This window comes from Vibrio sp. 1167 (genome assembly GCF_033340375.1).
In the GTDB taxonomy this organism is placed as follows: domain Bacteria; phylum Pseudomonadota; class Gammaproteobacteria; order Enterobacterales; family Vibrionaceae; genus Vibrio; species Vibrio alginolyticus.
In genome coordinates this window covers 141,968-168,550 of record NZ_JAWOWK010000009.1, presented here as the reverse complement: position 1 = coordinate 168,550, position 26,583 = coordinate 141,968, and the positions used below count along the sequence as shown (strand labels likewise).

At 43.8% G+C, this 26,583-nt stretch carries 25 protein-coding genes; 13 read left to right on the top strand and 12 right to left on the bottom strand.

The window, feature by feature from the left end:
* Positions 1-229 precede the first annotated feature (229 nt).
* The 3 genes from R7Z78_RS18515 to R7Z78_RS18505 are packed head-to-tail and all read left to right on the top strand — an operon-like array spanning position 230 to position 2,600.
* A complete protein-coding gene (locus R7Z78_RS18515) occupies positions 230-985 on the top strand; it encodes a 5-oxoprolinase subunit PxpA (protein ID WP_005386314.1) in 756 nt (251 codons plus the stop codon).
* Positions 985-1,668: a 5-oxoprolinase subunit B family protein gene (locus R7Z78_RS18510; protein ID WP_005386313.1), complete on the top strand. Its 684-nt coding sequence runs from the start codon at positions 985-987 to the stop codon at positions 1,666-1,668. Before R7Z78_RS18515 ends, R7Z78_RS18510 begins: the two co-directional genes overlap by 1 nt.
* A complete protein-coding gene (locus R7Z78_RS18505) occupies positions 1,665-2,600 on the top strand; it encodes a biotin-dependent carboxyltransferase family protein (protein ID WP_104976091.1) in 936 nt (311 codons plus the stop codon). The genes R7Z78_RS18510 and R7Z78_RS18505 overlap by 4 nt, the downstream gene beginning before the upstream one ends.
* Positions 2,601-2,628: 28 nt before the next feature.
* Here R7Z78_RS18505 and R7Z78_RS18500 read toward each other — a convergent pair whose 3' ends face one another.
* From R7Z78_RS18500 to R7Z78_RS18490, 3 genes are all read right to left on the bottom strand, one after another.
* On the bottom strand, positions 2,629-4,068 hold the full coding sequence (locus R7Z78_RS18500) for an FAD-dependent oxidoreductase (RefSeq protein WP_017634160.1): 1,440 nt from the start codon (positions 4,066-4,068) through the stop codon (positions 2,629-2,631).
* A 352-nt stretch (positions 4,069-4,420) separates the two neighbouring features.
* Positions 4,421-6,877: an ABC transporter permease gene (locus R7Z78_RS18495; RefSeq protein ID WP_017634161.1), complete on the bottom strand. Its 2,457-nt coding sequence runs from the start codon at positions 6,875-6,877 to the stop codon at positions 4,421-4,423.
* Positions 6,877-7,569, bottom strand: a complete 693-nt coding sequence (locus R7Z78_RS18490; protein WP_005376323.1) for an ABC transporter ATP-binding protein — start codon at positions 7,567-7,569, stop codon at positions 6,877-6,879. Before R7Z78_RS18490 ends, R7Z78_RS18495 begins: the two co-directional genes overlap by 1 nt.
* Here R7Z78_RS18490 and tesA point away from each other — a divergent pair.
* The 4 genes from tesA (at position 7,568) to R7Z78_RS18470 (ending at position 13,274) form a co-directional block, all read left to right on the top strand.
* Positions 7,568-8,170, top strand: coding sequence for a multifunctional acyl-CoA thioesterase I/protease I/lysophospholipase L1 (gene tesA, locus R7Z78_RS18485; RefSeq protein ID WP_005376324.1), 603 nt, complete (start codon positions 7,568-7,570; stop codon positions 8,168-8,170). The two genes, R7Z78_RS18490 and tesA, sit on opposite strands and share 2 nt — an antisense overlap.
* Before the next feature lie 82 nt (positions 8,171-8,252).
* Complete coding sequence (gene fabV / locus R7Z78_RS18480) at positions 8,253-9,452, top strand: enoyl-ACP reductase FabV (RefSeq protein WP_104976092.1); 1,200 nt, start codon at positions 8,253-8,255, stop codon at positions 9,450-9,452.
* 181 nt (positions 9,453-9,633) lie between these two features.
* Positions 9,634-11,547, top strand: a complete 1,914-nt coding sequence (locus tag R7Z78_RS18475; protein ID WP_017821934.1) for a sensor domain-containing phosphodiesterase — start codon at positions 9,634-9,636, stop codon at positions 11,545-11,547.
* A gap of 71 nt (positions 11,548-11,618) precedes the next feature.
* A complete protein-coding gene (locus R7Z78_RS18470) occupies positions 11,619-13,274 on the top strand; it encodes an ABC-ATPase domain-containing protein (protein WP_104976093.1) in 1,656 nt (551 codons plus the stop codon).
* 79 nt (positions 13,275-13,353) lie between these two features.
* Here R7Z78_RS18470 and R7Z78_RS18465 read toward each other — a convergent pair whose 3' ends face one another.
* Both R7Z78_RS18465 and R7Z78_RS18460 read right to left on the bottom strand, forming a co-directional pair.
* Positions 13,354-13,974, bottom strand: coding sequence for a DNA-J related domain-containing protein (locus R7Z78_RS18465; RefSeq protein WP_005376328.1), 621 nt, complete (start codon positions 13,972-13,974; stop codon positions 13,354-13,356).
* A gap of 128 nt (positions 13,975-14,102) precedes the next feature.
* Entirely contained in the window at positions 14,103-14,942 is an 840-nt protein-coding gene (locus R7Z78_RS18460) for an isopenicillin N synthase family dioxygenase (RefSeq protein ID WP_005376329.1), read from the bottom strand.
* A 242-nt stretch (positions 14,943-15,184) separates the two neighbouring features.
* Between R7Z78_RS18460 and R7Z78_RS18455 the strand changes: the two genes are divergently transcribed.
* The gene (locus tag R7Z78_RS18455; protein ID WP_005376330.1) at positions 15,185-15,781 is read left to right on the top strand and encodes a DUF2238 domain-containing protein; all 597 of its coding nucleotides are present in this window, start codon (positions 15,185-15,187) and stop codon (positions 15,779-15,781) included.
* Here R7Z78_RS18455 and cutA read toward each other — a convergent pair.
* The 5 genes from cutA to R7Z78_RS18430 form a co-directional block, all read right to left on the bottom strand.
* Positions 15,743-16,075 (bottom strand): divalent-cation tolerance protein CutA, encoded by a 333-nt coding sequence (gene cutA, locus R7Z78_RS18450; RefSeq protein ID WP_005376332.1) that lies wholly within the window; start codon positions 16,073-16,075, stop codon positions 15,743-15,745. The genes R7Z78_RS18455 and cutA overlap by 39 nt on opposite strands.
* Before the next feature lie 14 nt (positions 16,076-16,089).
* Positions 16,090-16,341, bottom strand: a complete 252-nt coding sequence (locus tag R7Z78_RS18445; RefSeq protein WP_005376334.1) for a hypothetical protein — start codon at positions 16,339-16,341, stop codon at positions 16,090-16,092.
* On the bottom strand, positions 16,325-18,034 hold the full coding sequence (locus R7Z78_RS18440; RefSeq protein WP_054575176.1) for an SgrR family transcriptional regulator: 1,710 nt from the start codon (positions 18,032-18,034) through the stop codon (positions 16,325-16,327). Before R7Z78_RS18440 ends, R7Z78_RS18445 begins: the two co-directional genes overlap by 17 nt.
* Before the next feature lie 79 nt (positions 18,035-18,113).
* Complete coding sequence (locus R7Z78_RS18435; RefSeq protein WP_054575175.1) at positions 18,114-18,347, bottom strand: DUF3389 domain-containing protein; 234 nt, start codon at positions 18,345-18,347, stop codon at positions 18,114-18,116.
* 6 nt (positions 18,348-18,353) lie between these two features.
* Positions 18,354-18,788 (bottom strand): hotdog fold thioesterase, encoded by a 435-nt coding sequence (locus tag R7Z78_RS18430; protein ID WP_054575174.1) that lies wholly within the window; start codon positions 18,786-18,788, stop codon positions 18,354-18,356.
* A gap of 201 nt (positions 18,789-18,989) precedes the next feature.
* Here R7Z78_RS18430 and R7Z78_RS18425 point away from each other — a divergent pair, with 201 nt between their 5' ends.
* On the top strand, positions 18,990-19,778 hold the full coding sequence (locus tag R7Z78_RS18425) for a M48 family metallopeptidase (RefSeq protein WP_017634168.1): 789 nt from the start codon (positions 18,990-18,992) through the stop codon (positions 19,776-19,778).
* An 82-nt stretch (positions 19,779-19,860) separates the two neighbouring features.
* On the opposite strand, the gene R7Z78_RS18420 is transcribed toward R7Z78_RS18425, so the two are convergent.
* Complete coding sequence (locus R7Z78_RS18420) at positions 19,861-20,889, bottom strand: site-2 protease family protein (RefSeq protein ID WP_225452562.1); 1,029 nt, start codon at positions 20,887-20,889, stop codon at positions 19,861-19,863.
* Positions 20,890-21,311: 422 nt separating this feature from the next.
* Here R7Z78_RS18420 and R7Z78_RS18415 point away from each other — a divergent pair, with 422 nt between their 5' ends.
* The 4 genes from R7Z78_RS18415 (at position 21,312) to R7Z78_RS18400 (ending at position 26,169) form a co-directional block, all read left to right on the top strand.
* Complete coding sequence (locus R7Z78_RS18415) at positions 21,312-22,547, top strand: outer membrane protein transport protein (RefSeq protein ID WP_005376347.1); 1,236 nt, start codon at positions 21,312-21,314, stop codon at positions 22,545-22,547.
* A gap of 20 nt (positions 22,548-22,567) precedes the next feature.
* Complete coding sequence (locus tag R7Z78_RS18410; RefSeq protein WP_104976095.1) at positions 22,568-24,976, top strand: VolA/Pla-1 family phospholipase; 2,409 nt, start codon at positions 22,568-22,570, stop codon at positions 24,974-24,976.
* 136 nt (positions 24,977-25,112) lie between these two features.
* Positions 25,113-25,322, top strand: coding sequence for a YgdI/YgdR family lipoprotein (locus tag R7Z78_RS18405; RefSeq protein WP_005376349.1), 210 nt, complete (start codon positions 25,113-25,115; stop codon positions 25,320-25,322).
* Between the two features lie 289 nt (positions 25,323-25,611).
* The gene (locus R7Z78_RS18400; RefSeq protein WP_005376350.1) at positions 25,612-26,169 is read left to right on the top strand and encodes a PhnA domain-containing protein; all 558 of its coding nucleotides are present in this window, start codon (positions 25,612-25,614) and stop codon (positions 26,167-26,169) included.
* 186 nt (positions 26,170-26,355) lie between these two features.
* On the opposite strand, the gene R7Z78_RS18395 is transcribed toward R7Z78_RS18400, so the two are convergent.
* The gene (locus R7Z78_RS18395) at positions 26,356-26,547 is read right to left on the bottom strand and encodes a hypothetical protein (RefSeq protein WP_169644080.1); all 192 of its coding nucleotides are present in this window, start codon (positions 26,545-26,547) and stop codon (positions 26,356-26,358) included.
* Between the last annotated feature and the right edge of the window lie 36 nt (positions 26,548-26,583).

The window sequence follows — 26,583 nt, the reverse complement described above, 5'->3', positions numbered from 1 at the left end:
TAATGCAAAATAACCTTAAATTCTCAAAAATTGGATGGAAAAGAAACGAAATACCTCAAAATTCGGATCAACTCAAATAACGGCAACATCTTTATGGACTAACGTGATCTTTTTCGTCACCTATCTGCTCAAAAAGCCTCGTTTTCATGATAGAAGAATGAAGTGAGTCACTGAACCTAGATGCATTTTCCTGCATCGTAAACCCATTGCTTGTGTAGAAATAAAACGTATGACATTGAATAAACAGCAACTTACATTGAACTGTGATATGGGCGAGAGCTTTGGCTCTTGGAGTATGGGCGCAGATGAAGACGTGATGCCCCATGTTGATATGGCGAACATCGCGTGTGGTTTTCATGCCTCCGACCCTAATGTCATGCACGACACTATCACCCTAGCGAATGACAACGATGTTGATATTGGCGCACACCCAGGTTACGCCGACCTACAAGGCTTTGGCAGACGAAGCATAAGCATGACGGGTGATGAAATTACGAACATGGTTATATATCAGGTTGGTGCTTTACAAGCATTATGCCGGGCGCAATACACAGACATCAGTTACATAAAGCCTCATGGTGCTCTATACAACGACATGATGAAAAGTGATGCGATATTTAGAGCGGTAGTAAAGGCGGCAGCACTGTTCAAAGTACCGTTAATGATCCTAGCTTCACAGGAAAACGAAAAATACTTAGAAATCGCAGACGATTATGATGTTCCCTTGCTATTTGAAGCATTTGCAGATCGTTTATACCAAGATGACGGCTTACTGACTCCTAGAACACAGCCCAATGCCGTGTTAAAAAGCGAGCACGCGATACTTGAGCAAGTCCGGACCTTAGCTGACTCTGGGCGTGTCAAAACCGCTTCAGGCGGTTACATATTATTGGAAGCCGACACAATTTGTGTTCATGGTGACAATGAAGAGTCGATCGCGCTGATCCAAAAGATCCGCCAAAGCCTATACGCTGGAGGAAATTAATGCATAAAGAGAAATTTAATATCTCTTTGATCTCCGAGTGCAGTATTTTCATTAAGTTTGATGAGAGTATTTCTGAAAATGCAGTCGGAGAGCTTGCTCGCAGCATAAGAGAAACTTTCGCTTCAATTGTTATGAACGTTGTCCCCTCCTATCAAACTATTCTCATTGATTACTTACCTTTTCGAATCAACGAAAAGAACTTAGTCAATGAGCTGCAACAAATCGTGAGCCAGTTTGATACTCAATCACTTAAGCTTTCCCAGCCGAATCACATTACTATCCCTGTGTATTACTCTGAAGAAACCGCGTTAGATCTATCTCGTTTTCAAAAGCGAGGTCTGTCATTAGACGATCTTATTACCCTGCATACGAAAACTGAGTACGCGGTTTCTGCAATTGGCTTTGCTCCAGGCTTTGCATTTCTCTCTGACGTTGATACTCAATTGCACATGGCAAGGCTTGCCACACCAAGAACTCAAGTGCCGGCCGGAAGTGTCGGAATCGCAGACTCTAAAACGGCCGTCTATCCATCAGATAGTCCTGGCGGATGGAACATTATTGGTAAAAGCCCGCTTGCGCTCTTCTCCGACTCTCCTCCTTTTATACCGTTTGAAGTGGGTGACAAGGTCACCTTTAATGCTATTTCAAAACAAGAGTTTATCGATTTAGGAGGCGTACTATGAGTTACGGTGGATTACTGGTGGAAAAGCCAGGACCGCTCTCTTTAGTTCAAGACTTTGGTCGTTTTGGCTTAGCGCATGTCGGTGTGACTCAAGGTGGCCCGGTCGACGACTATGCTTACAGTTGGGCCAACCATTTGCTTGGTAACGTAGTCAATTGCGTTGCGATTGAAATTACTCTGGGTAACGCTTGTTTTATTGCCTTGCATAACTGCCACCTTGCTATATGTGGCGGTGATTTAAATGCAAAAATAGATGGTGAACCTATTTCAAATTGGTCTGACTTTACGTTGAAAAAAGGACAGAAGCTTCAGTTCGGAGTCGCAAGGAATGGACTTCGCTCCTACCTAGCGGTTAAAGGTGGATTCAATGTTGCTCAGCACTTAGGAAGCGCATCGACCGTCTCGAGAGAATCTCTAGGTGGTTATGATTCAAATGGTGGCGCTTTGAAAGCTGGCGATATTCTTCCCTTTGTCCCTCATAACTTACCGAAACGTAAGCCAAGGCAAATGACGTTTCGCTTTAAGCCAGATTACAACTTACCCATTAAGTTGAGAGTGATTGAAGGCTATCAGAACGAGGACTTTGATGAAGACGCTCGCCAAGCATTTTACAACAAAGCATTCATCATCTCCCCCAATTCGAATCGCATGGGCTACCGTCTTGAGGGCAATAACATTCGTCCACCTTACGAAGGCGTACTATCAGAGGGAATTGCGTTAGGTTCAATTCAAATACCTAGCGATGGTAACCCTATTGTGCTGCTCAACGATCACCAGACTATTGGCGGGTATCCTAAATTTGGCTGCGTAGCTCGTATTGATTTACCTAGACTGGCACAGGCGAAACCCGGACAAAAAGTCAATTTTGTTAAAGGAGACAGACTAGGCTTGCAAGAAGTATGGTGCCAATGGGCTCAGTTTTTTGGGTATTAATACAACCACTGAGCCCAAACACAGCCGATTATGCAGGCATACCATAACGCACTGCTAAAGCTTGAGGATAGCCTCGCTCTTGAGTGAGTTTAATCGCGTAATGCTCGACCTCTTTTTCAGACCACTTTACAGCGACCGGATGCTGTGTTTCCACATTTTGGTTAGGATCGATGTCAAACCAGAATTGAAGCATTTTTTGCGCTGCGAGTAGTGTCGATGACGCTTTTACCACCTCTATTCTCGCGTAGTGATTATCTTCAAAAGTCACATCTGCCGCTCTGAGTACTGGATCTGTTCCGGGAATTTGCTGAGCGCCAAATAATGCTTTTCCTCCTTTTACAGCAGAGTGATAGTCGGGAATGAACTGTGCCATGTGTTTGATGGCGTTGTTCGTTCGCTCTTCTAACACTTCTTCTCTCCAGCCGTTACGGATCTTCGAGAGTAAAGGCATAGGCAGTTCAGGTTGAGCAGATGAGTTCGTGCTCTCCACTAAACCATCTTCAAACAGCGTGATTCCTTTTGTCATACCATGAAGTTGAAAGTAACCATCGCCATAAGGCGTCAATTGAGCCATTCCTTTATCGGTTCCACGCGGGCCATGAAAAATAACTTCTGGCCATTGTTGTTGACAGTCTGCCCACCTCGTAACATAAGCGGCTTTAAACTCCACCAACCTGTCTCGCTTGGCACCAACTGTGTTGTCAATTGAGCCTGTTTCAAAGCCACACGCGTTAACCAAGTAGTCGCATGTCATCAGGTAATCGATACCTTCACGTTCATAGCCAAGTTGCCAGTGTTCCCCCATCCAATCGGCTTGCTTAAACGTTGCTTGTGTGAAGACCGAAGCATTAGGAAGCGTATCTAGTGTTAAGTTGGCAATTGCGGCGAGGCGAAAAACACTCCAACCATATTCTTGAACTGCGACAACAGGATACTTTAGCGCTTCAAGATCAGCATGTTGAGCAAAAGGAATGCACCACTCATCGAAGTCTGTAGGATGACTTGGTTGAGTACGTTGCGCGAGAGCTTCTAGCTCCGCTTTTGAATACAGTTTGTAGTATTCGCTTGGTTCGCCGAGCACTTTATTACTCTCATCTTTATCAACGAGCGTCTGATAAGCACTTTTCACAACCTCTAATCGCGGAATTAGTGTGGATGGGTCTCCACCATCGGAATGAGGAACCGCGATGATTGTCGGACGAATATTCAGTGAAAGCGGATACAGGCGAACAGTATCAATAGATTGTGCTAACAAGTCTAAGCATTGTTGCTCGGAAATCTCTCGATATAAATTACCACCAGCATGCAAATGACAAATGGGTGGACCATTTACTAGTGATACGCCCTTCTCTATTACGGAAACTTTAAAACCCAGCTCCGCAAAATGAATTGCTGCTGTTGCACCTGCTACACCGCCACCAACAACAGCGATATGCTTATCTTTATAACTTGGAAACTCAGACTTCATTGCTTCACTAAAAATTTTATAAGGAAAATTCTTTACTAACGGTGGATTCTACTCGTGTTTGGACTTGATTAAAATCACAAAAAGTTCATGGGTTTGCGAAATATCCAACAGCGCCTGTAAAGTGCATTAAAGTAGAAAAAATTTGCGAAAAAGTACTTGACGACATGGTTAAGAAGACACTTTTTTGTGTCTATGTGAATAAGAATTTCACTGTAAGACCCATGGCGCAAAGCCTGCAGAAACACCCCACTTTTTACCCCATTTAGTTATCCCAAAAGTTATCCACTGTTTTTGTGGATAACTAAAATAAAAGTGTCATGGAGTGTTCCAAACTTGATAACACTCGCTGCGATTAAGTGTTTACTGGCGTTAACAATCTTTTCAACAAACTCATCACTACAAGTGCCAACGTAACAAATGTTGCAAGCGGTAAAGCTATCCACAATTCGGGGTGAATTTGTGCATTGAGATCGAACCCATATGTCATGACTGCGGCCACACAAACTTCCGCAGCGAATACCGCAACACCACTAGCAATCAACGCCATAATTCCGTACTCGGCCCACAGGGTTGTGTTGATCCGTTTCTTACTTGAACCTAATGTGCGATACAAACGAATCTCTTGTTGGCGTTGGGACAAGCTTAACCTCAGTAGCGTAAAGATGAGCAGCAGACCAGCAACAACGCCTAAAAGAGCAAGGATGGTGATTGCTGATACGATTTGCTGAATCAAAGCCTGAATTTTCTCGCCCATAGTTCGGATATCTAAAACAGAGACCGTTGGGTGAGCACGTGACATTGACGTCAACAACGCTTCATTTTCTTCTTCAATCCTATAACTGATGAGGTAAGAACCAGGTAAATTAGCCATCACGTCAGATGAGAAAATAAAATAAAAGTTAGGCTTCATGTCACGCCATTCGACATAACGGATGGTATCTACTACTGCATCGTAATTCTGGCTGTTTATTACAAAGCGCAGCGTATCACCGAGTTTGATGCCTAAGTCATTTGCTACATCCGCTTCTACAGATACACTCCCTTTGTTTGTCCATTCACCCGAAAGCACGTCATTATATTCTGGTAGGGTATCTCCCCATGTCAGGTTTAGCTCTCGACGTATCGCGTCAGAACCTTCTCCTTCGTACTCAACCTCTTTAACATTTTGACCGTTAATCTCTGTTAGTCGTCCACGAATTATTGGATAAGCTTGTGACCGCGTAACTCCATTTTTATCTAGGGTTTCTAGGTAGTTATCGAGCTCATAATCACCAATGTTTAAAGCGAACACATTTGGCGCGTCTGCAGGTAAGGTTCTCTCCCAATCAGCGAGAATATCGCTGCGCACAAGCCAAATGATAGACAGCAACATCAAAGATAATGCCAAAGCACCAAACTGTAGACCGCTGGTTACTGGCGTCCGGTTGATACGACTCAACGCAAGCTTCATTGCAGGATGGGTTGACACACGTGCAAACAGCTTTGTGAGTGTGACGCTAACTGCTGCGAGTACCACAAACAGTACCGCTATACCAGTGAGCACGATCCAAACTAAGGTGTTATCTGCATACAGTAAAAGCAATGGAACAACGGGAACTAGAACAAGTAACATTCGCTTCCAGGAACGTTGCGCTTTGCCCTGCTGTAGCACTTCTAACGCGGGAGTTTTAATCAAGCCTAACAATGGTATACCGAGAGCGGGAACAGTAATCAAGACTGCAGAGATAAATGCCACCAAAAATGGTGTGACGCCGTAACTAGGGAGTGGATCGGGTAATAAGTCTTTGAGTGGAATGCGTAATAAATACTCCAACCCGCTCCCTAGCAGTAGGCCGACGACACTGGCACTAATGAGAAGGATTGTGACTTGAATAAATAACCACTTTTCAATCCATCGGCGGCTCGCACCAAGACTTTTCAACATCGCGATAGTTTGTGTCCGGCTGTTCACGTAATTTTGACAAGTAAGAACCAATGTTGTCGCCGCCATAATGATGACAATCGCTACGGTCAACGACAGATACTGCGTCGTGCGTTCAAAAACCTCATTACTACGACTGGCAGTATCTTGCGTGCGCCAGCGATCGCTCGGAGAAAGCTGCGTATCATCTTGCAAGCTCTTTAGTGTTTTGTCATCGGCTTGTAAAAACAGACGGTATTGAACTCGGCTCCCAACTTGAATTGCTCCTGTTTTATCTACGTCACTTTGATGAATGTATGCAGAAGGCATTTGCTGAAATGGATTAAAGCTCAAGCCTGGTTCCATCAATACTGCGCCTGATACAGTAAACTCGGCATCGCCTATCGTGACGCTGTCACCTGATTTTACGTTTAGTTGAGTCATAATCCGCTCATCAAGCCAGAGTTGGTTCTCTTTAACGCGACCGGCTGGATTATTTTCAAGAACGAGCTCTCCCATTAAAGGGTAATTATCATCCACCGCCCTTACAGAAATAAGCTGCATACCATTATCGCTAAATGCCATAGTGGCAAAGCGTGTCATCGTCGAACGTTCAAGGCTTTCAGTCGAGGCTAACAACATGTCCGGAATGGGATTAGCAGACACAAACACCGCATCTGCCGTTAATGCGTCCTTCCCCTGCTTGACGATCACCTGCTCCATTCGTTCTGCTAATGCAGAAAGCGCAAAGATACTCGCAATCACGAGAATAAGAGCAACGCTAATAGGCCAAAGATTCCCCTGCCTTATTTCGCCGAAACTCCAGCGTATCAAACTTTTATTCGGCGAGTGCTGTGTTGTACTGTTTTGCTCTGTGGATGTTGCTTCACTTGATGATACTGCAGACATTATATCTCCTCCTTAAGCTCACCCGCCTCCATACGATAGATACGGTCACATCGGCTTGCTAGGTGACCATCGTGTGTTACTAAAATCAGAGTTGTCCCGTGCTGTTCATTAAGATCGAATAGCAGCTCAATCACTTTGTCTGCGGTTTGATGGTCAAGATTGCCGGTAGGCTCGTCTGCGAACAACAGCTCAGGCTGTGTCATAAATGCACGCGCTAGCGCAACTCGCTGTTGTTCACCACCAGATAACTGGCTTGGTAAATGGTCGACACGTTTTTCCAATCCAACAGCAGCTAATAATTCCGCTGCTCTTGCTTCATCTTCGGCTTCACCACGTAAAAGACAAGGAAGCGTGACATTACGTAATGCACTCAAACTCGGGATTAACAAGAAACTTTGGAAAACGAAACCTAAAGAGTCAGCCCGAATTTTCGCACGTGCTTCATCGTCCAGTTTTGATAATTCATGACCTAATAAAGTAATTTCGCCTGATGTCGGCGTATCAAGACCAGCTAGCAACGTCATCAATGTTGACTTACCTGCACCGGAAGTTCCGACGATGGCGATTTTTTCTCCTTTTCGGATGTCAACATTTACGTCTTTGAGGATTGTTAATTGTTCTTGATTAGTAGAGACTTGTTTAGAAACCAAATTGGCTTGAACAATAGGTGCATTAAGTACAGGTGTTTGCATGATTCGTATACTTTCCTTAGTTCTATTTTTTTGTTTTTCCGCTACTGCACATGCGAGCGAAAAGCTACTTGTCTTGGGTGATAGCTTGAGTGCAGGCTATCAGATGCCGATCGAAGAGAGTTGGCCTAGCTTACTCCCTGATGCGTTGTCAGAACATGGTCAAGATGTAACAGTTATTAATGCCAGCATTTCTGGCGATACAACCGGCAATGGCTTAGCACGGTTACCTCAGTTGCTAACTCAGCATAGCCCTGACATGGTACTTATTGAGTTAGGTGCCAACGATGGCCTAAGAGGTTTCCCTCCTAAACTTATTACGTCGAATCTTTCAAAAATGATTACCATGATAAAAGATTCTGGTGCGGACGTTGTCATGATGCAAATTCGGGTTCCACCTAATTATGGTAAGCGCTATAGCGATATGTTTTACGATATCTACCCTAAGCTTGCACAGCATCAACAAGTTGCCTTGATGCCATTCTTCTTAGAGCATGTTGTCACCAAACCAGAATGGATGATGGATGATGGCCTTCACCCAAAACCAGATGCACAACCTTGGATCGCTGATTTCGTTGCTCAAGAATTAATTAAACATCTCTAATTTTAATGGTCTAGCTCAATAAGTTTTACGTAACTTTACGTTAATCTATTTTCAATTCCACTCATCGAGGATAGATAACAACATGCGAATAGAACCGTTAATTCAAGGTGTTGTTGCTCGCTCTGCGCACCCCAAAGGGTGTCATGCATCTATTAAAGAGCAAATTGAATACGTAAAACGCGCCCCACAGATCAAAAAAGGCCCAAAACGGGTTTTGATTATTGGTGCCTCCTCTGGTTTCGGCCTAGCGGCCCGAATAGCCCTAACGTTCGGTGGCGCTAACGCCGATACCATTGGCGTCTCATTTGAGCGTGGCCCTTCAGAGAAAGGGGTTGGGAGTGCGGGTTGGTATAACAACGTCTTTTTTAAGAAGGAAGCAAATCAAGCCGGGCGTACCGCAATAAATATTGTTGGCGATGCATTCTCTGGTTCGGTGCGCAATCAAGTGATTGAAGCCATTGAAACGTACTTTGAGGGTGAAGTTGACTTAGTCATCTATAGCTTGGCAACCGGTGTTCGACCTAAACCTGAATCTGATGAGTTTTGGCGCAGTGTCATTAAACCGATTGGTGAACCTGTCACTGGCGCTTCTATCATGCTGGAGAACGATAAGTGGATAGAAACCACCTTAACGCCTGCAACAGAAGAGGAAGCCAATGCCACCATTAAAGTAATGGGCGGCGAAGACTGGGAAAGCTGGATTGACACACTCATCAATAACGACTCTATTGCAAACGGCTGCAAAACCATCGCCTTTTCTTACATGGGCCCTGACATTACGCACCCAATTTATCTCGATGGTACGTTAGGTCGAGCGAAAATCGATTTACACCAAACCAGTCATTCATTAAACCTCAAACTCGCCAACTTTGACGGCGGTGCTTACGCAACCGTGTGTAAGGCGTTGGTGACGAAAGCCAGTGTATTCATCCCTGCGCTAAGTCCCTACCTGTTAGCGCTTTATAGAGTGATGAAGGAAAAAGGTACTCACGAACGCTGTATTGAACAAATGCAGCGACTGTTTACTACGAAGTTATACGATCAAGAGAAAGTGCCAGTTGACGGTGAACGCTTGATTCGAATAGATGACTTGGAACTTGAACCGCAAGTTCAACAAGAAGTCCACGCTCTTTTAGAACAGATGAATGCTGATAACTTTAAAGAGATTGGTGATTACAAAGGTTTTAAAGATGAGTTTATGAAGCTCAATGGCTTTAACTTTGAAGATGTCGACTATTCGCAAGACATTTCTATTGAATCGTTAATGTCGCTTAAGCCTTGATGCTTGTTACCTGTTTCAAGGATGAGATATGTGACAACTATTCCTAGTCCTGAACACTTTTCAGGACTTTTTTTTGTTTCGAGCCCTAGCCACCCTATACTTAATTAAAAAGCGAGAACAAAATAGAGCAGTCTGCATTTTTAAATTCACAGGAAGTGAAACCACGTAAAGGATGACCTATATGGGGAGATTGCAAACATTAGACTACGAAATCCCTGAGTCTATGCGAAGAAGTTGGCAAGAAATCGTCAACTTACTGGCTCAAATAACACACGTACCCACCACATTAATTATGCGTATCCATCCGGATCGCATAGAAGTAAATACATCTAGCGAAACTCTAGGTAATCCTTATCGTACTGGTGATGCAGAGCAGCTTGGTAACGGTTTGTATTGCGAGCAAGTTATAGAACAGAAAGGCGAGCTTGTAATCCCCAATGCGCTTGAAGATGAAGAATGGCAAAATAACCCAGACATCAAACTAGGCATGATTTCTTATTGCGGCTTACCGCTATTCTGGCCAAATGGGGAGTCATTTGGAACAATCTGTATGCTTGACTCTGAGAGAAACGAGTACAACGATAGTTACCGTCAGTTGCTTGAAACTTTCAAAGATTCAATCGAAGCACAGCTTTCAGTTGTGTACCAACAACATAAACTTCAGCGACTTAACACCGAGCTAAAGAGTCGAATTGAAAATCGTACCACGGATTTAGCCCAGTTAAGTTACTCCTTAACACAAGAAATTGATCGCCGTAAAGCCGCGGAAAAACAAGTGAGCTACCAAAAAACACATGATCAGGGAACTGGATTTCTAAATCGTTCTGCACTTGAGAACATTGTCCAATACACCTTACAGTCCCTTGATAGTGATCAGCAATCGCTTGTGGTCATCAACATTGGTTTTAGTAACGCTCGCAGTATTCAGACCAGGCACGGGTTCGAGGTCTTTGACAACATTTTAAAAGAATTTCACTCCAGATTAACCAGACACGGTGCTAGCGGATTTATCACTGGTAGACCAAGTTCGAATGACATGGTTTTATTGATTTGGGGAGAGGATATTGAAGCTCGGTTAAATCAACTATTAGATGATATCACTAAAATTAGCGTAGATGGATTTGTCTTCAACAAAACAGAAATACATTTGCACACGTATATCGGTATAGTTCAAGCTTACAAAGATTGCAGCAATGCTAAGCGTATCCTTCAACATGCATGTTACGCGATGCTTCTATGTAAAGAATCCGGCGAACCTTTTAGTTATTTTAGAGAAAATCATTCGGCGGATCTCAATAGTCACAATGAACTGGAAAGTTACCTTTTACAAGCAGTGCGTAACGACGATTTAGTGTTGTACTTTCAACCTCAAGTAGACTCCAAAACACGTAAATGGATTGGCGCAGAAGCCTTGCTTCGTTGGAGACATCCAATACTTGGCGACGTTTCCAACGAAGCATTGATACATATGGCCGAACAAAACGGGCTTATCTTTGAAGTTGGCTCTTTTGTTCTGCGTACCGCGATAGACAAAGCGAAACAATGGTCTGAGTTAATCGATAACTTCAAAATTGCCGTCAACGTTTCTCCCATTCAATTACAAAACGTAAATTTTGCAGAACAAGTGCAACACCTACTCGACACTTTCCATTTGCCAGCACACTTTCTCGAACTCGAAGTAACCGAGAGCGCTCTAATTGCCGATGAAATAGTAGCACGCACAACGTTAAATAAGTTGCACAAACTAGGTGTGACATTGTCACTTGATGATTTTGGTACAGGATATGCCTCGTTCAGCTATTTAAAGAAATATCCGTTTGATGCCATCAAAATTGATAAAAGCTTCGTCCAGCAAATGGAAAAGTCAGATGATGATCGCGAGATCATTTGTTCAATCATACACATTGCAAAAAAACTGGAACTCCAAGTAGTGATCGAGGGCATTGAATCCCACCAACAAGAGCAGTTTCTTATTGGTGAGGGTTGTGATATCGGACAAGGTTTTCTTTATGGTAAACCTATGCCTTGTAATGAATTTGAGCAAAGTTTGTTTAATCAGCGCCTTTCTGGCGGGCAATACGCCTACTCTTCCTAAGCATTCTCTTTACTATGAGGGCGGTGGTTTCTATAATCGCCGCCCGCTTCTATTAAAAGGCCAATATCTTCATGGATCAGTTGACTGCCACGCTTAAGAAAATTGAAAAGCAGAACTACCGAGCTTATCAGCAAATCAAAGGTCGATACGACTTCACTGATTTCACTTTGTTTATCGATCATGTACAGGGTGACCCTTATGCATCGGCGTCACGTTTTCGTGCGACTCGCGCATGGTCTTTGACTGGTCTTGAGTGGCTAAGAGACGAGTCTCCTGCATTTCAAAGAGCTGCACGTGATTTTATTGCGCGTAGTTTTGAACAGTTTGCTAAACAAGAAAACTCAGTATCAATTTCACTGACAGGCCAAACTGTATTGGATAGCACCGCGGTGTTGTTTACTGAAGAAGGTATTGAACTGCGTTTTCGAGTTAACTTACCAGCGGAAGGTCGTTCAGTATTGGGGAAAAAAGCCAACAACATACTGACTTTCCACCTGCCTAAGTTTATCCGTCGAGCAACTTTAGAGCGTGAACTCGACAAAGCCGCTTTAATTAAGCACTGCCAAGTTGTTGAAGACCAAGATGCCCTACGAGAACAGTTAGAGGCCAATAACTTAGTCGCGTTTGTCGCAAACGGCAGTATTCTTCCTCGAATTGCAGGTAATTGCGACCTTCCAATGAAAGAAGCCGTTGAGTTTAAAGCCCCTGAATCTCTACAAGTCACTTTACATGCGCCAAACAAGGGCCATGTCACAGGATTAGGAATTCCAAAAGGTATCACACTGATTGTAGGTGGTGGCTTCCACGGTAAATCTACCTTATTAAATGCAATAGAGCGTTCAATTTACGATCATATTCCAGGAGATGGTCGCGAATACATTGTTGCCGATAACAAGGCTATGAAGATTCGTGCCGAAGATGGCCGATGCGTACACCACTTGAACCTGTCGAACTACATCAACCATTTACCGATGGGTAAAGATACGGCGGACTTTTCTACTCAAGACGCATCAGGCTCAACGTCGCAAGCCGCTTGGCTTCAAGAGTCTATTGAAGCGGGTGCAAGCACATTATTGATTGATGAAGATACTTCTGCTACCAACTTCATGATTAGAGATGAGCGTATGCAGGCATTGGTGGCAAAAGGTGATGAGCCAATTACTCCTCTCGTCGACCGCATTGGTCAATTACGAGATGATCTTGATATCTCTACCATTATCGTTATGGGTGGGTCGGGCGACTACTTAGACGTTGCCGATACCGTCATTCAAATGCACGACTACCAAGCCGTTGATGTGACTGAAAAAGCGAAAGAAGTTATCGCTCAGCACCCTACTCAACGCCATAACGAGTCAGAAGAACGTTTACAGACCTTCCCACCTCGAGCACTGAACCGCGTTGCGTTGATGAATATTCTGACTGACGGCAAGTTCCGTGTGAATGCGAAAGGCAAAGAGTCACTTCGATTTGGTAAAGAGTTTACTGATCTTAGCGCTTTGGAACAGATAGAGTCAGCCGATGAAGTCAACACAATTGGCTGGTTATGGTTCCAAATTGCTCAACTTCCAGGTTGGTGTAATCATCCGGCGAAGGAGATTGAAGAAATGCTGTCTGGTGAGTGGCATGCCGCTCTTCCTAAGCAAGGCGACTTAGCCAAACCACGCACACTAGACGTTATGGCTGCCCTCAACCGCATGCGAAAATCTCAGTTTAAGTCATCATGCTAGTTTTGATACGCTGACAGAGACAGTTCAATCAAAAGGCAGCTATAGTTAGCTGCCTTCCTTTATCTTTATTCTTAGCGAATCATTCGTTTCTCAGTACATTCCACGCTTCACAAAGAACTCTAAATCTTTCTGCATCGCCATTTTCTCGATCAGGATGCCAACGAAGCGCGAGTTTTCGCCATTGTTTTCTAATTTCCGCAGGCGTAGCGTCAGTGTTAAGTTCAAATAGTGACAGTGCCTTTGTCTTATCTACGCTGGCTACTGACGAACCACCGATGAACTTTTGATAAGTTGTCCAAAATTCATTCAACAGTCGACGCACTTCATCTTCGTCCGCTTCGTAATTGCGCCAATCTAAGTAATACTCACGCAAAGGATCATGAATATCGATCTTATGCCTCAAAGCTTCCATCGAAGACATGAGCTGAATATCCATGGCTTCGACTTGAAGCCAACTATCCGGATACAGAGTGTCTTGCAGTTGATATAATGCATTCATGATCAGGAAATTTCTTTTGAATAAATCCTTATCGGGAGAGTCGTCCAGCTTTGAAATATAACCTTGTTCACCCAACGAGCTTGCCAAGGTGTGCACTTTCCAATTAGAGGGCTGTTTTCTCAGAATTTCTAGCATTGGCCAAAGCAGCGGATTTTCTATTGCATGAGGCTCAATACTATTGACAGTACGTTGTCCTTCCATTCATCCTCTCTGACACGAGTTTAGGGCCCCATTCACGGCACAAAAAACATAGTTTCCACTTTGTAGCATAAATGCAAAAAGGCCGATAGTCATTCACCATCGGCCTTTGTAAGGAGATCACGTAAAGGTTAAATAACCCCTAGCTCACGTAAACGTTCCATAAGGTAGCTATGTGCAGTGTAGCGCTCAGATAACACCACTTCCGGCTTTGGATGCAGGAACAACGGTAATGAGATACGTGACTTTTCTTGACGGCCACCCGTAGGGTTGATTACACGGTGAGTCGTTGAAGGGAAATAACCACCTGACGCTTCTTGAAGCATATCACCAATGTTGATGATTAAGTTTCCGAAGTCACATGGTACATCGATCCAATCACCCTCTTTACTCTTTACTTGCAGTCCAGGCTCATTGGCAGCAGGCAAAACCGTTAGCAGGTTAATGTCTTCATGCGCAGCAGCGCGAATAGCGCCGGGCTCTTCTTCGCCTGTCATCGGTGGGTAGTGAAGCACGCGTAGTAATGTTTTGTCGCTGTTATTGATCATTTCTGACAACGCGATAGAGAACTTCTCTTGAACGTCCTTAGGTGCGTACGCTTCAACCCAACCTAATAGCTCTTGAGCAAATGCATTGGCACGCTCGTAGTACTCTAAGATTTCAGCTTTAAGCTGCTCTGGGATCTGCCCCCAAGGGTAAACATGAAAGTACTCTTTGATGTCTTTCACTTTGTGCCCTTTCGCCACTTCAGACACTGAAGGTGGGAAGTAGCCATCTTGGGTGTCTACGTTAAAGTGAAAATCATTCTTTTGATCTGAACAGAAAAACTCATGCCAGTTTTTGTAAATTGACTCTACAAGCTCTTGTGGAATCGGGTGGTTTTTCAACACACCGAACCCCGTTTCGCGTAGAGAGGTAACGAACTGTTGAGCAGCATCGTCAGCAAGATAATCGACAGTTTCCAGTTTCATGGCTTTACTTCTTTTTTATTAGACTGAATCATGGATTCTATGGATGGGCATGTTGTAAATCAAACTTTAATGAAAACTGCACGCGCAAACGTTTTAATGTTGAGCAGTTTGCCAATAAATCAACATTTTCAGTGATCAAAAAACCCATTAAAATATCAATTGCACAGCGTTCAATTAAGTGCAATCATTAACACAATCTATGGAGTCCCACTGTAAGATAAATTGAAGGATCAAGTAACTCTATGAAAAGCACCTCGACACTCTTAGGATTAACGATTTTTTATGCCATCGTGTTTTTATTTTCTGCGTTGGAACCTAACTCACGCGCAGTTTGGTTTGCGGAGATTATCCCGGCGATTGGTATTCTTGTTGCTATTTGGGCGATTTCGATTCGCTATCAGTTCAGTAATACGGCTTACTTTTTAATGTTCATCTGGCTCTGTTTGCACACTATCGGTGCGAAATATACGTTCTCCGAAGTGCCATTTGACTGGTTTAACGACATGATTGGTTCAGAGCGAAATAATTTTGATCGCGTTGCGCACTTTTCAATTGGCCTTTACGCATATCCGATCGCTGAATACTTGATAAACAAAAAACGGTTCAACAAAGCGTTCTCTTGCTGGTTTGCTTTGTTTGCTATCATGTCACTTGCTGCTGGCTATGAGATTATCGAATGGTGGTATGCGGAGTTGGCTGGTGGCGATGAGGGAATTGCCTTTCTGGGCTCGCAAGGTGACATATGGGACGCCCAGAAAGATATGTTGTGCGATACCGTTGGTGCAGTGTTGTCGTTATTCTTAATGTCGGCTCAACGTCGATTCTCTCAACCATTCTAAATAAGGGTTAAACCCATCAACAATTGGAACCTGTACGATTTGAGCTACCTCGTATTCGTGCAGGTTTTCTATTTTCTCTTCCACCAATTCATAAAGTTCTCGACGAGTTTTGATCACCAGCAACCATTCGTTGTCAGTACAAATCTCCCCTTTCCACACATAGTGACTTTCAATAGGCATCGTTTGAATACACGCGGCTAATTGAGCATCTAGCAAACCTTTAATGATCTGATCTCGATTTTTTTCATTACTGGTTGTACTTAAAACCATGCAATAGTCATGTTTCATACTCATTTTCTAGCCCTTTATTATTTCATCGTCACTTTGCCGCCAATCATTTTGTAAGCGGGGGTTCCTCTTACTAAAGTATCTCTTGCAAACTCTTGTCCGCAAGCGGGGCAAATACATGGGGTTTGTGTGAAATCGTCAACAATGCGCTCTTTGAAGCATTTAACCAGTGCGCCTTTCCCGCCTTTACGGTACTTAAATAGTTGAGTTTTACATTTAGAGCAAAAGATATCGACGGTTTTCGTCGGTTGTTTTTTATTCGGTTTCGCCATGGTTACTTTCTATATCCGGTTTGACCCATACATTATTAAAATCAAACCAACCTAAGGCATTACACTTTGCATTTTGTAACGCACCGCTGTGGTCTTTATTCACGCCTAGCCAGCAGTGAAACATAGGAATCACCTGACAGCTTTTTACTAACTGTCGTCCTAGCTCACGCGCAGGAAAGTCTGTGTGCATGCCGGCACGCCATTGATCGACAAGTTTAGCCCATTCACTAAAATCGTAACCTGAACTGAACTTCTCAATATCACTGTAATCCAGGAGCCAGCCCGCCAACGCGTCATTTCGGTTCGTTGCAATGCCCATAGCTTTCACCCAGATATCCACTTCCTCCGGTGCGGGCGGTTGAGAATCATAACGAATAAACTCAACCTCGATACCGTGCGGTTTTAAGAGTGTCTTGATGGCCTTGGCAACTACTGGAAACATCGGATGCTTTTTCTGATACGCTACGGAAATTACCTTATTAACCTGTGGTACGCTGCCCGCTTCTGCTGGCCTAAGATCAATCCAACCGGGCTTAAGGCCAAACGCTTGCAATACTCCCAGTTCCATCACTTTATCTTGTGGAACATGCGCGTAAATCTGGTGACTGTTGAGGGTTTGCGAGAGGAACTCTGCCCAACGTGGATCTTTTGCAATCCCGGTGTTTTTGTTTAGTAATAGGAATGTACAGCCAGGGTCCAGCTCGACTTCATCGGATGAACCTTGTTTATCCATCTTCGGTTTTGACAGGCTTGGATAAACCATTGAAGAATAGGCTTCATCGATTACCCACACCTCCACTTGGTCAAGTAAAGGGCGAAAACCAAAGTAGCCATCAAAAGCAGTCAAAATAAGACGCTTATCATCATTCATTTTAACTTGGAACGGCCCTGTCCCTATCGGTTGTCTATCGAAGCTTTCAGAACGCAAAGCACTCGGTAGCAAAATTTTTGCTTGCGACTCACTCAGAGCCAGAGGCAGGTAGCGATCAGGACGGACGAGCTCAATATCAACGGTCCACTCTTGTGGCGAAGACACCCGCTTTATGTGAGAAAACAAGTTCAAGCTATTTAACGCAAGCACACTTTCAAGAACACAACTAGTTGTTAACGGTTCACCGTTATGAAAGCGTACTCCACGACGAAGATAAAAACGCCAATGTGTATCAGAAATTGCTTCCCACGTGTGGGCTAAATCTGGTTGAAGTTGTTCATTTTCATCAAGGCGAGTGAGTCCGCTAAAAATTTGTCTGGCGATGTGCTGTTCAGAACGCCGCATCGGTTTCTGCGGGTTTAACATCGACAATGGTCGATAATAAGGCAAACGCACGACCTGCTCGCCCTGTCGATGCTGAAGCCCTAAATAACCTTGGATAACCTGCGTCAATCGTGCCGCATCGTTATCAAGCGCATCTAGAGCCTGACCGATTTTCCCTTCATCGAGATAACGCCTGGCGAGGTTTTCGCTGACGTCGCTTCGATTACGTTTAAAAACGAGTTTCGAAAGTTTTCCTCGACCCGCTGCCGGATGCCACTCAATCCAGCCCTCTTCTTCAAGTTTATTTAGAACAATACGAGCATTACGACGTGTACAAAACAACGCTTCCGTGATGTCTTCGAGCTGAACGTCCGTATCGTGACCGGAAAATTTTTCAAACAGTGTTTCGAACTGAACACGTAAACGAGGGCTACTCATAAAGAGGAAATTCTTATCTTGTTGTCGACAAGCTAAGTTTCCTCATTTTTACCAAAAAGTGCAAACATCACACTATAAATTATTGAATATCGATACCAATTTCTCGCGAAAGTTCGGCCAGTTGTTCCTCGCTGTCCAGCTTGATAGACCATTTGCACTCTGCTCCATGAGATAAAACAACGTTCGCTCCTCTACCCAGCAACTGAATTGCATCGGTTTGCGCTTGCAAGGTTACCATTGCGCTGCCGGAGATCTTAATCACTATTTCACGCTGGGTTGCAATGATTTTTCCTAATGAAAACTCAATCACCATCTTAGTTTATACCGACTTTGTTTTATGTTGTTTCACAGCGATGGTCAAGCGACTGGTACACACTAAACGGCCTCGCTCATCAGTGATATCGATTTGCCACACTTGCGTTGAAATACCCAGATGAAGCGGTTTTGCCGTACCAATCACATGACCACTTCGCATGGCTCGCACATGGTTCGCGTTAATATCTAAACCGACGCAGTAGCTGTCCTCATCGACAGAGAAGTTTGCAGCCAATGAGCCTAATGTTTCTGCGAGCACGACTGATGCACCACCGTGAAGCATTCCTAAAGGTTGATGAGTAAAGCTGCATACGGGCATGGTTGCTGTAAGGGAGTCGTCAGTGAAATCTGTATATTTAATTTGTAGGTGCTCGATCAGGGTATTTTTTGACGTGGCATTCAGAATCTCTATGCTTACGGGCTTTTTCCATATACTCATTGCTTTACTCTTAGTTTCACAAACTGGTTTGTTAGGTTGTAACGATGTGCTAGGAAGTTAGCATAGACGCTACTTGGGCATAACTTCAAGACGTAACATCTCACCTTCTTTATTAAGCAGATGAATAACTTGATCCATGCATCATGTTACTATTTGGGTATATACTATTGCTTCAAAACAAAAAATTAAATGGAGCCTGTTATGAAGGTATGGATGAAAGCCTCTGCTCTTTTAACTATCGCGGGTTTAACAGCGTGTAGCGCATCACCGACGGGTCGCAACCAGATCCTGATGTTTTCAGATCAGGAAATGTCATCGCTTGGCGCTAAATCTTTCGAACAAATGAAGAAAGATATCCCAATCAGCAAAGATCGCAAAACGAATGCCTACGTTCAATGCGTTGCCAAACACATCACTGACACCATTCCCGCTCAATCTGGATTTAAAGACTGGGAAGTCGTTGTTTTTGATAGTGAACAAGTCAATGCGTTTGCTCTACCAGGTGGGAAGATCGGCGTGTATACCGGGCTTTTAGATGTCGCGAAAAACCAAGATCAGTTGGCAACAGTTATTGGTCACGAAGTCGCTCACGTCCTCGCTGACCACAGTAATGAACGTCTTTCACAAAGCCAGTTAGCAAATGCAGGGTTGTCTCTAGCAAACGTTGCCATTGGCGCTTCCGAGTACAAACAGTATCAACAAATGACGATGGCGGCACTTGGTGTCGGTGTTCAATACGGTGTTATCTTGCCATACGGTCGTACTCAGGAATCCGAGGCTGATATTGTCGGGCTGGAATTCATGGCAAAAGCAGGTTTCGACCCACGTCAAAGTGTCGATTTATGGAAAAATATGAGTGCTGCATCAGGTGGTTCTCAACCACCTGAATTCTTCTCAACCCACCCATCGCACAGTACGCGCATTAAAGATTTACAAGCAACCATAAATAAGCTGCCTGCGTATAACGCGAAAGCACCAAGATGTGGCTAATTCATTGCTACTTGCTACTATCGTCTACTACTTAAGCTTGCCAAATAAAAAAGCTCCCTAGGGAGCTTTTTAATGATTCTAATCAAGTGCCCAATATCTGTAGCGGCAAACTTAACAAACTATCTCCGAGAGTGGCAAAATACCAGATGATAGAAACAAAACCTCCGACAGAGACCAAGTACCAAGCCAGTGAGAATAGCTGCCCATAACGGGTTAATGGCAATAAATGGCTTTGATGTCGAGCTCTCCATTCCATCACCACTTCCAACATTCCCATTAACAATAAAAACCCTAGCAACGTCAGACCGAAATAGTAACTGATAAAAATGCCTAATAAAGCGGTCGCAATACTGCCAACTAACCCGACCCAAGTATTCATTGAGAAGGTAATACTTTTGAGCACATGGCCACCATCTAATGGTAAAATAGGCAGCAGATTAAATAGGTTTAGCAAGGCGTTAAACACGGCAAGCCCAGCGAAGATCACCTCACCAGTCATCCAATAAAGCAAAGTAAAAACAATACTAAGTACTAAACCGAAAAATGGCCCCATGATTGAGATAACCACATCCTGCCAGCGCGTGTTTATCTTTTCGTCACTTAGCGCCAAACCACCTAGGAATGGAATCAAATAGATTCCTTTGGTCTTCATTCCAAAATACTTCATCGCTCTAATGTGACCATATTCATGAAAAACCAAACAAGCGATCAACGCTAGCGCGAACTCGATGGAAAATAGCCAAGAATATGCAGCGAGACTTGCAGACGCTAACGCCACTTTAATAACTTTCGCACTTTTAAGTGCTTTCATCCCAAGAGATACGAGGCCTATTACACTTAAACGCTTTTCGGATGGTGGCGTAACTTCTGGCACTTGGCGCTCGATGTCTTTTTCATTTCGACAACCTTCGTTGACGAGCTCACCGTTAATTGTGACCTTGTAACTCAATTCAAACGGTTGCCATGTTAAAGAACACTCTAAATGACAGTTCAGGATTTCCTCACCCGCAGAGAGCCTAAACTGGTGTAGACAAGTCTCTGCGGTATTGTCACTGGCATCGATTTGAGACACCAACGTATTATCCCAATATAACTGCTGCCACCCAGCCATCGATCCTTCGAGCCTTAGCGAACGACCTAAAAATTCAACATTCAGTAATTCCAATGCGGTTCCTATTGCGTCTATTGAATAACTACATAGCGAGCGCGAATTATGCCTGTGAAGTGAAGAAACAGCAAAGCGAGCTATCTCTTGATTTGATCGTTATTTAACTATAAAGCTCGCAAAACAATTCTGGTCGTACCATTCTCTTCAAAAATATAACGATAATACATGCCCTTACAAGCCATCGTTTGACCTATGCATCATATTTAAAACGCAAAATACGCTCAAACTTTGACAAGTTATTAAACATACAATTAACATTACATTTACATCATCGTTGTATTTCGCGTATTAACAATTGGTGTAAGTACCACACAACAATTACAAGGACTTCGGTCCAGCATTATGACACCCTAGGAGGGTCAAGGATGAACAAGAAGCACTGCTCTCTGCTTACAATTTCAATATTGTTTGCGTGTAATGCCCACTCAGCGGGCTTCCAGGTAGCTGAACATTCGGCATCTGGTCTTGGTCGAGCATTTTCAGGTGAAGGGGCTGTTGCAGATAATGCCAGCGTCCTTGCTCGTAACCCTGCAGCAATGACACTTTTCAAAGAAGCTCAATTTTCGGGCGCGTTATCTATCATCGACCCTGAAGTCGATGTGTACGACACTGTAAACAATGAACACGCGAAAGATGTCGCCCCTTTACAGATCGTGCCAGCAGGTTATTACATCAGCCCTATCAATGATAACTGGGCTTGGGGTATCGGTATGTTCACAACATACGGTGTTGCTACCGACTATCCAAATGATATTTCCGCAGGTGATATGGCGGGTGACACTTCCCTACTTTCAGTAAACATCAACCCTAATGTCGCTTACCGTATCAACGAGTCTTTCAGTGTCGGTGGTGGTATCAACCTCGTATACGCTGAAGCAGAGCTGACTCGTCACAAAGGCGCACTCGCCGGTATTTTAGGTGGTAATAAGTCCGATAACCTTGTCGGCATGGAAGGTGAAACTTTCGCTTGGGGTTGGAATGTCGGCGCTTTATTTGAGCTAAATGAAAACAACCGTTTTGGCTTTGGCTACCGCTCTAAGGTTGATCTAGATTTTGATGACGGTGAGTTTAGTAGTTACGACTCTGGTCGAGCTTCATCACCAAAAGTTGATGGCCGTTTAAAAATCTCTCTCCCTTCAATTATCGAATTATCGGCTTTCCATCAACTGAATGAACAATGGGCTGTACATTACGGCTGGCAACAAACCGACTGGAGCACATTTAAAGAACTAAAAGCGACCAGTAACGAATGTAATGACGGAGTATGTTTCTTTAAACCTGAGAAATATGAAGACAACAATCGCTACTCCATTGGTGCAACTTACATACTTAATACAGACTGGACATTCCGTGCAGGCTTTGCGTACGACGAACAAGCAGGTGAAGCGACATTGAGTATCCCTGACAGTGACCGTTTTTGGTACAGCGCGGGCCTAACTTACGCAATGAGTGAGAATTTAACTTTCGATGCAGGCTTTGCACTTGTTAAGAGTAAATCAGGCTCTTTCACTGAGACAAATGCTCTGGGTGAAGAGATTAAGTTTGACTCAGAAGGTACTGCTTACATCAGCGCGGTACAGATGAACTACACCTTCAAATAATGGGATTACGGAGTAAACCAATGAAACACACGTTTAAATTATCAATGCTTTGTTCTGCAATCCTTCTTGCTGGTTGTGGTGATGATACCTCCAGCTCTGGTACTTCCGACAAAGTTCAATTTGAAGATGAAGTCCAAGCATTGCTTGATCGCGAAACATCCATCAGTTTTACGCTTCAAGGAGCGAACGCAGATGTACCGGCACCGTCTTACTTATTAATGGACACAAGCGATGGTACGCTTGGTCTGCCAACTGATGGCGATGATGCTTTAACCAACCCTAGAGCCTCAATGAACACGATGGATGGATGGTCAACGTCTATGCCAATCGTTCTTAACTTCAACGGCGACGGTTTTGCAACGGGCATGCTGTCGTCTGGTGTTAAAGTCATCAAGATTAATCAACGCTTAACCGAGTGGGACCGCAAATCTAACCCAATCGAAGAAGAGCTTGTTCAGAACCAAGACTACGTAGTTCAAGCAAAAGGTAACTCTCTATACATCCAGTTCTTGGCTGCACTTGATGAGTCAAGCGAGTACATTTTTGCGGTCACACAAAATGTTACTGACGTAAATGGTGAGCCAATTGGTACATCTGCAAGCTATGCAACTGGTAAATCGAAAGAGATCGTTTATGAAACTGGCGACCTTGCTTCTGTTCAAGCAGTCACTCAGGCGGTTGAAGGAATTTTTGGTATTGCCAAAGTAAACCCTGCAGACATCGTTTATTCTTCATGGTTCAGCACCCAGTCAGTAGGTGATACGTTAGCGGCAGTCAAAGGAGTAACCGCTACTGGTTTTTCTACTGGCGCAAACACACTAAATACCGTTTACAAAAATGACTCAAACGAAGGTTCAGTTGACTTATCAACGGCCTACACAATAACGCTCGGTGAAACCCAAGACTTTAGCACTGCGCTAGACTCTGACGATGACTTTAGTAAATACATTAGCGATCTAGACGCAGCTAAAACGGCAATTAAAGGCCTTTACATGCAATCAGGTGCCGATGTAAGCGTGACACAAGGTGTGGTAAGACTGCCTCATTACTTGGAAAAAGGCGCAAGCTGGAACATGCAACCAATGGTATCTGCGATGCCAAGCCTAGCGAAGCTAAGCGCAGCATTAGCGGATCCGAACGAGCAAGCAAACATGGTTCAGCAGCTATCAACAGGCGTTTTTGCAAATGATCCTGTTGATGTGACAAAGCTTGCTACAGATCCTACAGAGCAGCTAAAACTTGTTGGAGCTAAGCTTACTCTTACCGATGGTACCCAGCTTGATAGTGAGCGTATTATTACTCGCTACTCGCCTGTTCCCGTAGTGAAATCGGTTGAAGATGTCGAAGTACTGGTCTTCACACCTAAATCTGGCGTCGCGACAGACGTTGTGATTTATCAACACGGCATCACCTCTGCGAAAGAGAATGCGTACGCGTTCGCGTTCAATATGGTAAAAGCAGGTGTTGCAGTTATCGCTATTGACTTACCTATTCATGGTACGCGCAGCTTAGATGAACAACGTTCCGCAAATGCGAATGTACTGGCTTATCTAAATCTTTCCAACTTAGCCGTTGCGCGTGACAACCTACGTCAAAGTGTTCTGGATGTGTTAGGTTTGCGCGCTAGCTTGGTAGTATCTGCTCAAGGCGGTCTTTTAGCTGGAGGTCCTCTGCAAGGCTTCAACCCAATGACGGGTTCAAAAGTCAAAATGCTAGGTCATTCACTTGGCGGTATTGTAGCTACATCTGCCGTCGCAGCAGCAAACAATACATTGGGCAGCCCTACTGCGGATGCGCTGTACACCTTTAGTTCTGCATCAGTACAGAACTCTGGTGGACAAATTGGTAATTTGTTACTGGGTTCAGACAATTACGGCCCTCAGATCAAACATAACCTCGCTTATGCAGCATCAAAAGACTATGCGAATTACGCTGATGCATCATGTGCGGATCTAGAAGATAAAACATGTTACGAAGCATTTGAGGCTGCGGCAACGGAAGCTCAAGTAGCAGCGCTAGAAGCAGGTTTCTCACAATTTATCTATGCAGCACAGACTACACTAGACACTGTCGATCCGTTCACAAACGCTTCAGATTTAGTGGCATCTGGTTCGCTAACGACACCATTCTTTATGACAGAAGTGGATGGCGATAGCACAGTACCAAACAGCGTTCCAAATGCACCATTCGCGGGTACTGAACCGCTTGCTAATAAGCTAGGGTTGAAGACTGTGAACAGTACGGACACTGATGTGAATGCAACTGCGAGCTTTGTACAGTTTAATGCTACTGCATCGCACAGTACTTTTGCTTCGCCAAATGGCACTCTGTCTGATATTGATCATCATGTAGAGATGCAGATGGAAAACACTGACTTCTTAATGGATGACGCACTAACAGGTGTCACTAACACTTCTGTTTTGAAGTAATCGCAACGCCCTTCCTACCAAAGCCCAGTTTCTACTGGGCTTTTTCATTTCAATTGTATTCAAACCCACTCATATTTCCTCTGCTATAGTTAAAACGATGTCTTTGCCTAACTCACTTGTTTAAAAGGAAAACTCTATGCGCGTATTGACTGTTATTGCCACTGTATTACTTCTTGCTGCATGCGGAAGTAGCCAATATCTGATGTCGACAAATGAAGGGAAAATTATTACCTCTTACGGTAAACCAGACCTGAACGAGGAAACGGGTATGTACGAGTATGAAGACATGGATGGTAAAGAAATGAGTATTTCAAAAGAGCAAATTGTCCAGATTGTCGAACGTTAACGACAGGCCCTCTGTAAATTAGAGGGCTATGTTCTAGCCACCCTCTCTCTACATTTACCTCTTTTAGGTTTGTAATCGTTGTAGAAATTGACACAACCAATTCATAAACCAAAACAATTAATAGTGTCTTTTATACTTCCGTATTATTTATTTAGCGAATATTTTACATCTTCACCTTAATCAGGTTGGAGTATTGTAAAATCTAATCTTTAATTCGCTAACACCCTTTTATTTCTCAGGATAAAGTGGATAATACCGCCACAAAATAACATTACTAAGGTGAGTCCTTATGTCTATTGAAGCTACTCTGCTTGCGCGCTGCGAGTCAAAATGTGAACTGTGTTCTTCTGAATCTCAACTAACTGCATACGCTGTCCCACCTCACGGTAATGTGACGGTTGATACTGCCATCATGGTTTGTGATAAGTGTCTGGGTGAGATCGATGAGCCAAAAGACATTAACCACTGGCGTTGTCTAAACGAAAGCATGTGGAGCCAGGTTCCTGCTGTACAAGTGACTGCATGGCGCCAACTCACTCGCCTAAACACAGAAAGCTGGGCTCAAGATGCTCTTGACATGATGTACATGGAAGAAGAGCAAATGAACTGGGCAATGAAAGGGATGTCTGCTGACGATAAAACGGTTGACTGTAACGGCACTGAACTTAAGAAAGGTGACGATGTAACAGTAATTAAAGACCTACCAGTAAAAGGCACTAACCAAGTAATCAAACAAGGTACAGTGATTCGTGGTATTAGCCTTGGCGATGATCCAAAGCTAGTTTCGGGTAAGGCAAATGGTGGTCAGTCGATGTACGTGATCGCAGAATACTGCCGCAAGAAGTAATATCGCACTTCAGTCATGTCAAAACGGGGCACCAATGGTGCCCCGTTTTTCTATACAACACTTAATCTACTATCATGTCTACCTCCTCTAGAGTGTTTCTTTTCTAGGGCGTAGGTTGAGTAGGCATGTTTTACAAATAAAAAAAATACCGGCTCATAGGCCGGTATTTCTTACACTATTTCAATATCAACGGTACATACCGATGTCTTTTTGAATATGTGCTGACAAGTCTTCTGCGTAGCAACTGCGTGGCGCAGTGTTATCTACAAATAGAATGTCCAGTAAGTGAGCAATCAGTCCTTTGAAGTTAACCGCGTAGGTTTTCTTATCCATAGAGGTTGGTAAAGCTACATTTGTCATTTGCATTGCTTGTGCCATGATTGCCTCTCTTTAAAAGCAGTAGTCTGTTTAGTT

Coding starts and splice junctions, on each gene's coding strand:
- R7Z78_RS18515 (WP_005386314.1), top strand. CDS start 230: ATGACATTGAATAAACAGCAACTTACATTGAACTGTGATATGGGCGAG.
- R7Z78_RS18510 (WP_005386313.1), top strand. CDS start 985: ATGCATAAAGAGAAATTTAATATCTCTTTGATCTCCGAGTGCAGTATT.
- R7Z78_RS18505 (WP_104976091.1), top strand. CDS start 1,665: ATGAGTTACGGTGGATTACTGGTGGAAAAGCCAGGACCGCTCTCTTTA.
- R7Z78_RS18500 (WP_017634160.1), bottom strand. CDS start 4,068: ATGAAGTCTGAGTTTCCAAGTTATAAAGATAAGCATATCGCTGTTGTT.
- R7Z78_RS18495 (WP_017634161.1), bottom strand. CDS start 6,877: ATGTCTGCAGTATCATCAAGTGAAGCAACATCCACAGAGCAAAACAGT.
- tesA (WP_005376324.1), top strand. CDS start 7,568: ATGATTCGTATACTTTCCTTAGTTCTATTTTTTTGTTTTTCCGCTACT.
- R7Z78_RS18490 (WP_005376323.1), bottom strand. CDS start 7,569: ATGCAAACACCTGTACTTAATGCACCTATTGTTCAAGCCAATTTGGTT.
- fabV (WP_104976092.1), top strand. CDS start 8,253: ATGCGAATAGAACCGTTAATTCAAGGTGTTGTTGCTCGCTCTGCGCAC.
- R7Z78_RS18475 (WP_017821934.1), top strand. CDS start 9,634: ATGGGGAGATTGCAAACATTAGACTACGAAATCCCTGAGTCTATGCGA.
- R7Z78_RS18470 (WP_104976093.1), top strand. CDS start 11,619: ATGGATCAGTTGACTGCCACGCTTAAGAAAATTGAAAAGCAGAACTAC.
- R7Z78_RS18465 (WP_005376328.1), bottom strand. CDS start 13,974: ATGGAAGGACAACGTACTGTCAATAGTATTGAGCCTCATGCAATAGAA.
- R7Z78_RS18460 (WP_005376329.1), bottom strand. CDS start 14,942: ATGAAACTGGAAACTGTCGATTATCTTGCTGACGATGCTGCTCAACAG.
- R7Z78_RS18455 (WP_005376330.1), top strand. CDS start 15,185: ATGAAAAGCACCTCGACACTCTTAGGATTAACGATTTTTTATGCCATC.
- cutA (WP_005376332.1), bottom strand. CDS start 16,075: ATGAGTATGAAACATGACTATTGCATGGTTTTAAGTACAACCAGTAAT.
- R7Z78_RS18445 (WP_005376334.1), bottom strand. CDS start 16,341: ATGGCGAAACCGAATAAAAAACAACCGACGAAAACCGTCGATATCTTT.
- R7Z78_RS18440 (WP_054575176.1), bottom strand. CDS start 18,034: ATGAGTAGCCCTCGTTTACGTGTTCAGTTCGAAACACTGTTTGAAAAA.
- R7Z78_RS18435 (WP_054575175.1), bottom strand. CDS start 18,347: ATGGTGATTGAGTTTTCATTAGGAAAAATCATTGCAACCCAGCGTGAA.
- R7Z78_RS18430 (WP_054575174.1), bottom strand. CDS start 18,788: ATGAGTATATGGAAAAAGCCCGTAAGCATAGAGATTCTGAATGCCACG.
- R7Z78_RS18425 (WP_017634168.1), top strand. CDS start 18,990: ATGAAGGTATGGATGAAAGCCTCTGCTCTTTTAACTATCGCGGGTTTA.
- R7Z78_RS18420 (WP_225452562.1), bottom strand. CDS start 20,889: ATGGCTGGGTGGCAGCAGTTATATTGGGATAATACGTTGGTGTCTCAA.
- R7Z78_RS18415 (WP_005376347.1), top strand. CDS start 21,312: ATGAACAAGAAGCACTGCTCTCTGCTTACAATTTCAATATTGTTTGCG.
- R7Z78_RS18410 (WP_104976095.1), top strand. CDS start 22,568: ATGAAACACACGTTTAAATTATCAATGCTTTGTTCTGCAATCCTTCTT.
- R7Z78_RS18405 (WP_005376349.1), top strand. CDS start 25,113: ATGCGCGTATTGACTGTTATTGCCACTGTATTACTTCTTGCTGCATGC.
- R7Z78_RS18400 (WP_005376350.1), top strand. CDS start 25,612: ATGTCTATTGAAGCTACTCTGCTTGCGCGCTGCGAGTCAAAATGTGAA.
- R7Z78_RS18395 (WP_169644080.1), bottom strand. CDS start 26,547: ATGGCACAAGCAATGCAAATGACAAATGTAGCTTTACCAACCTCTATG.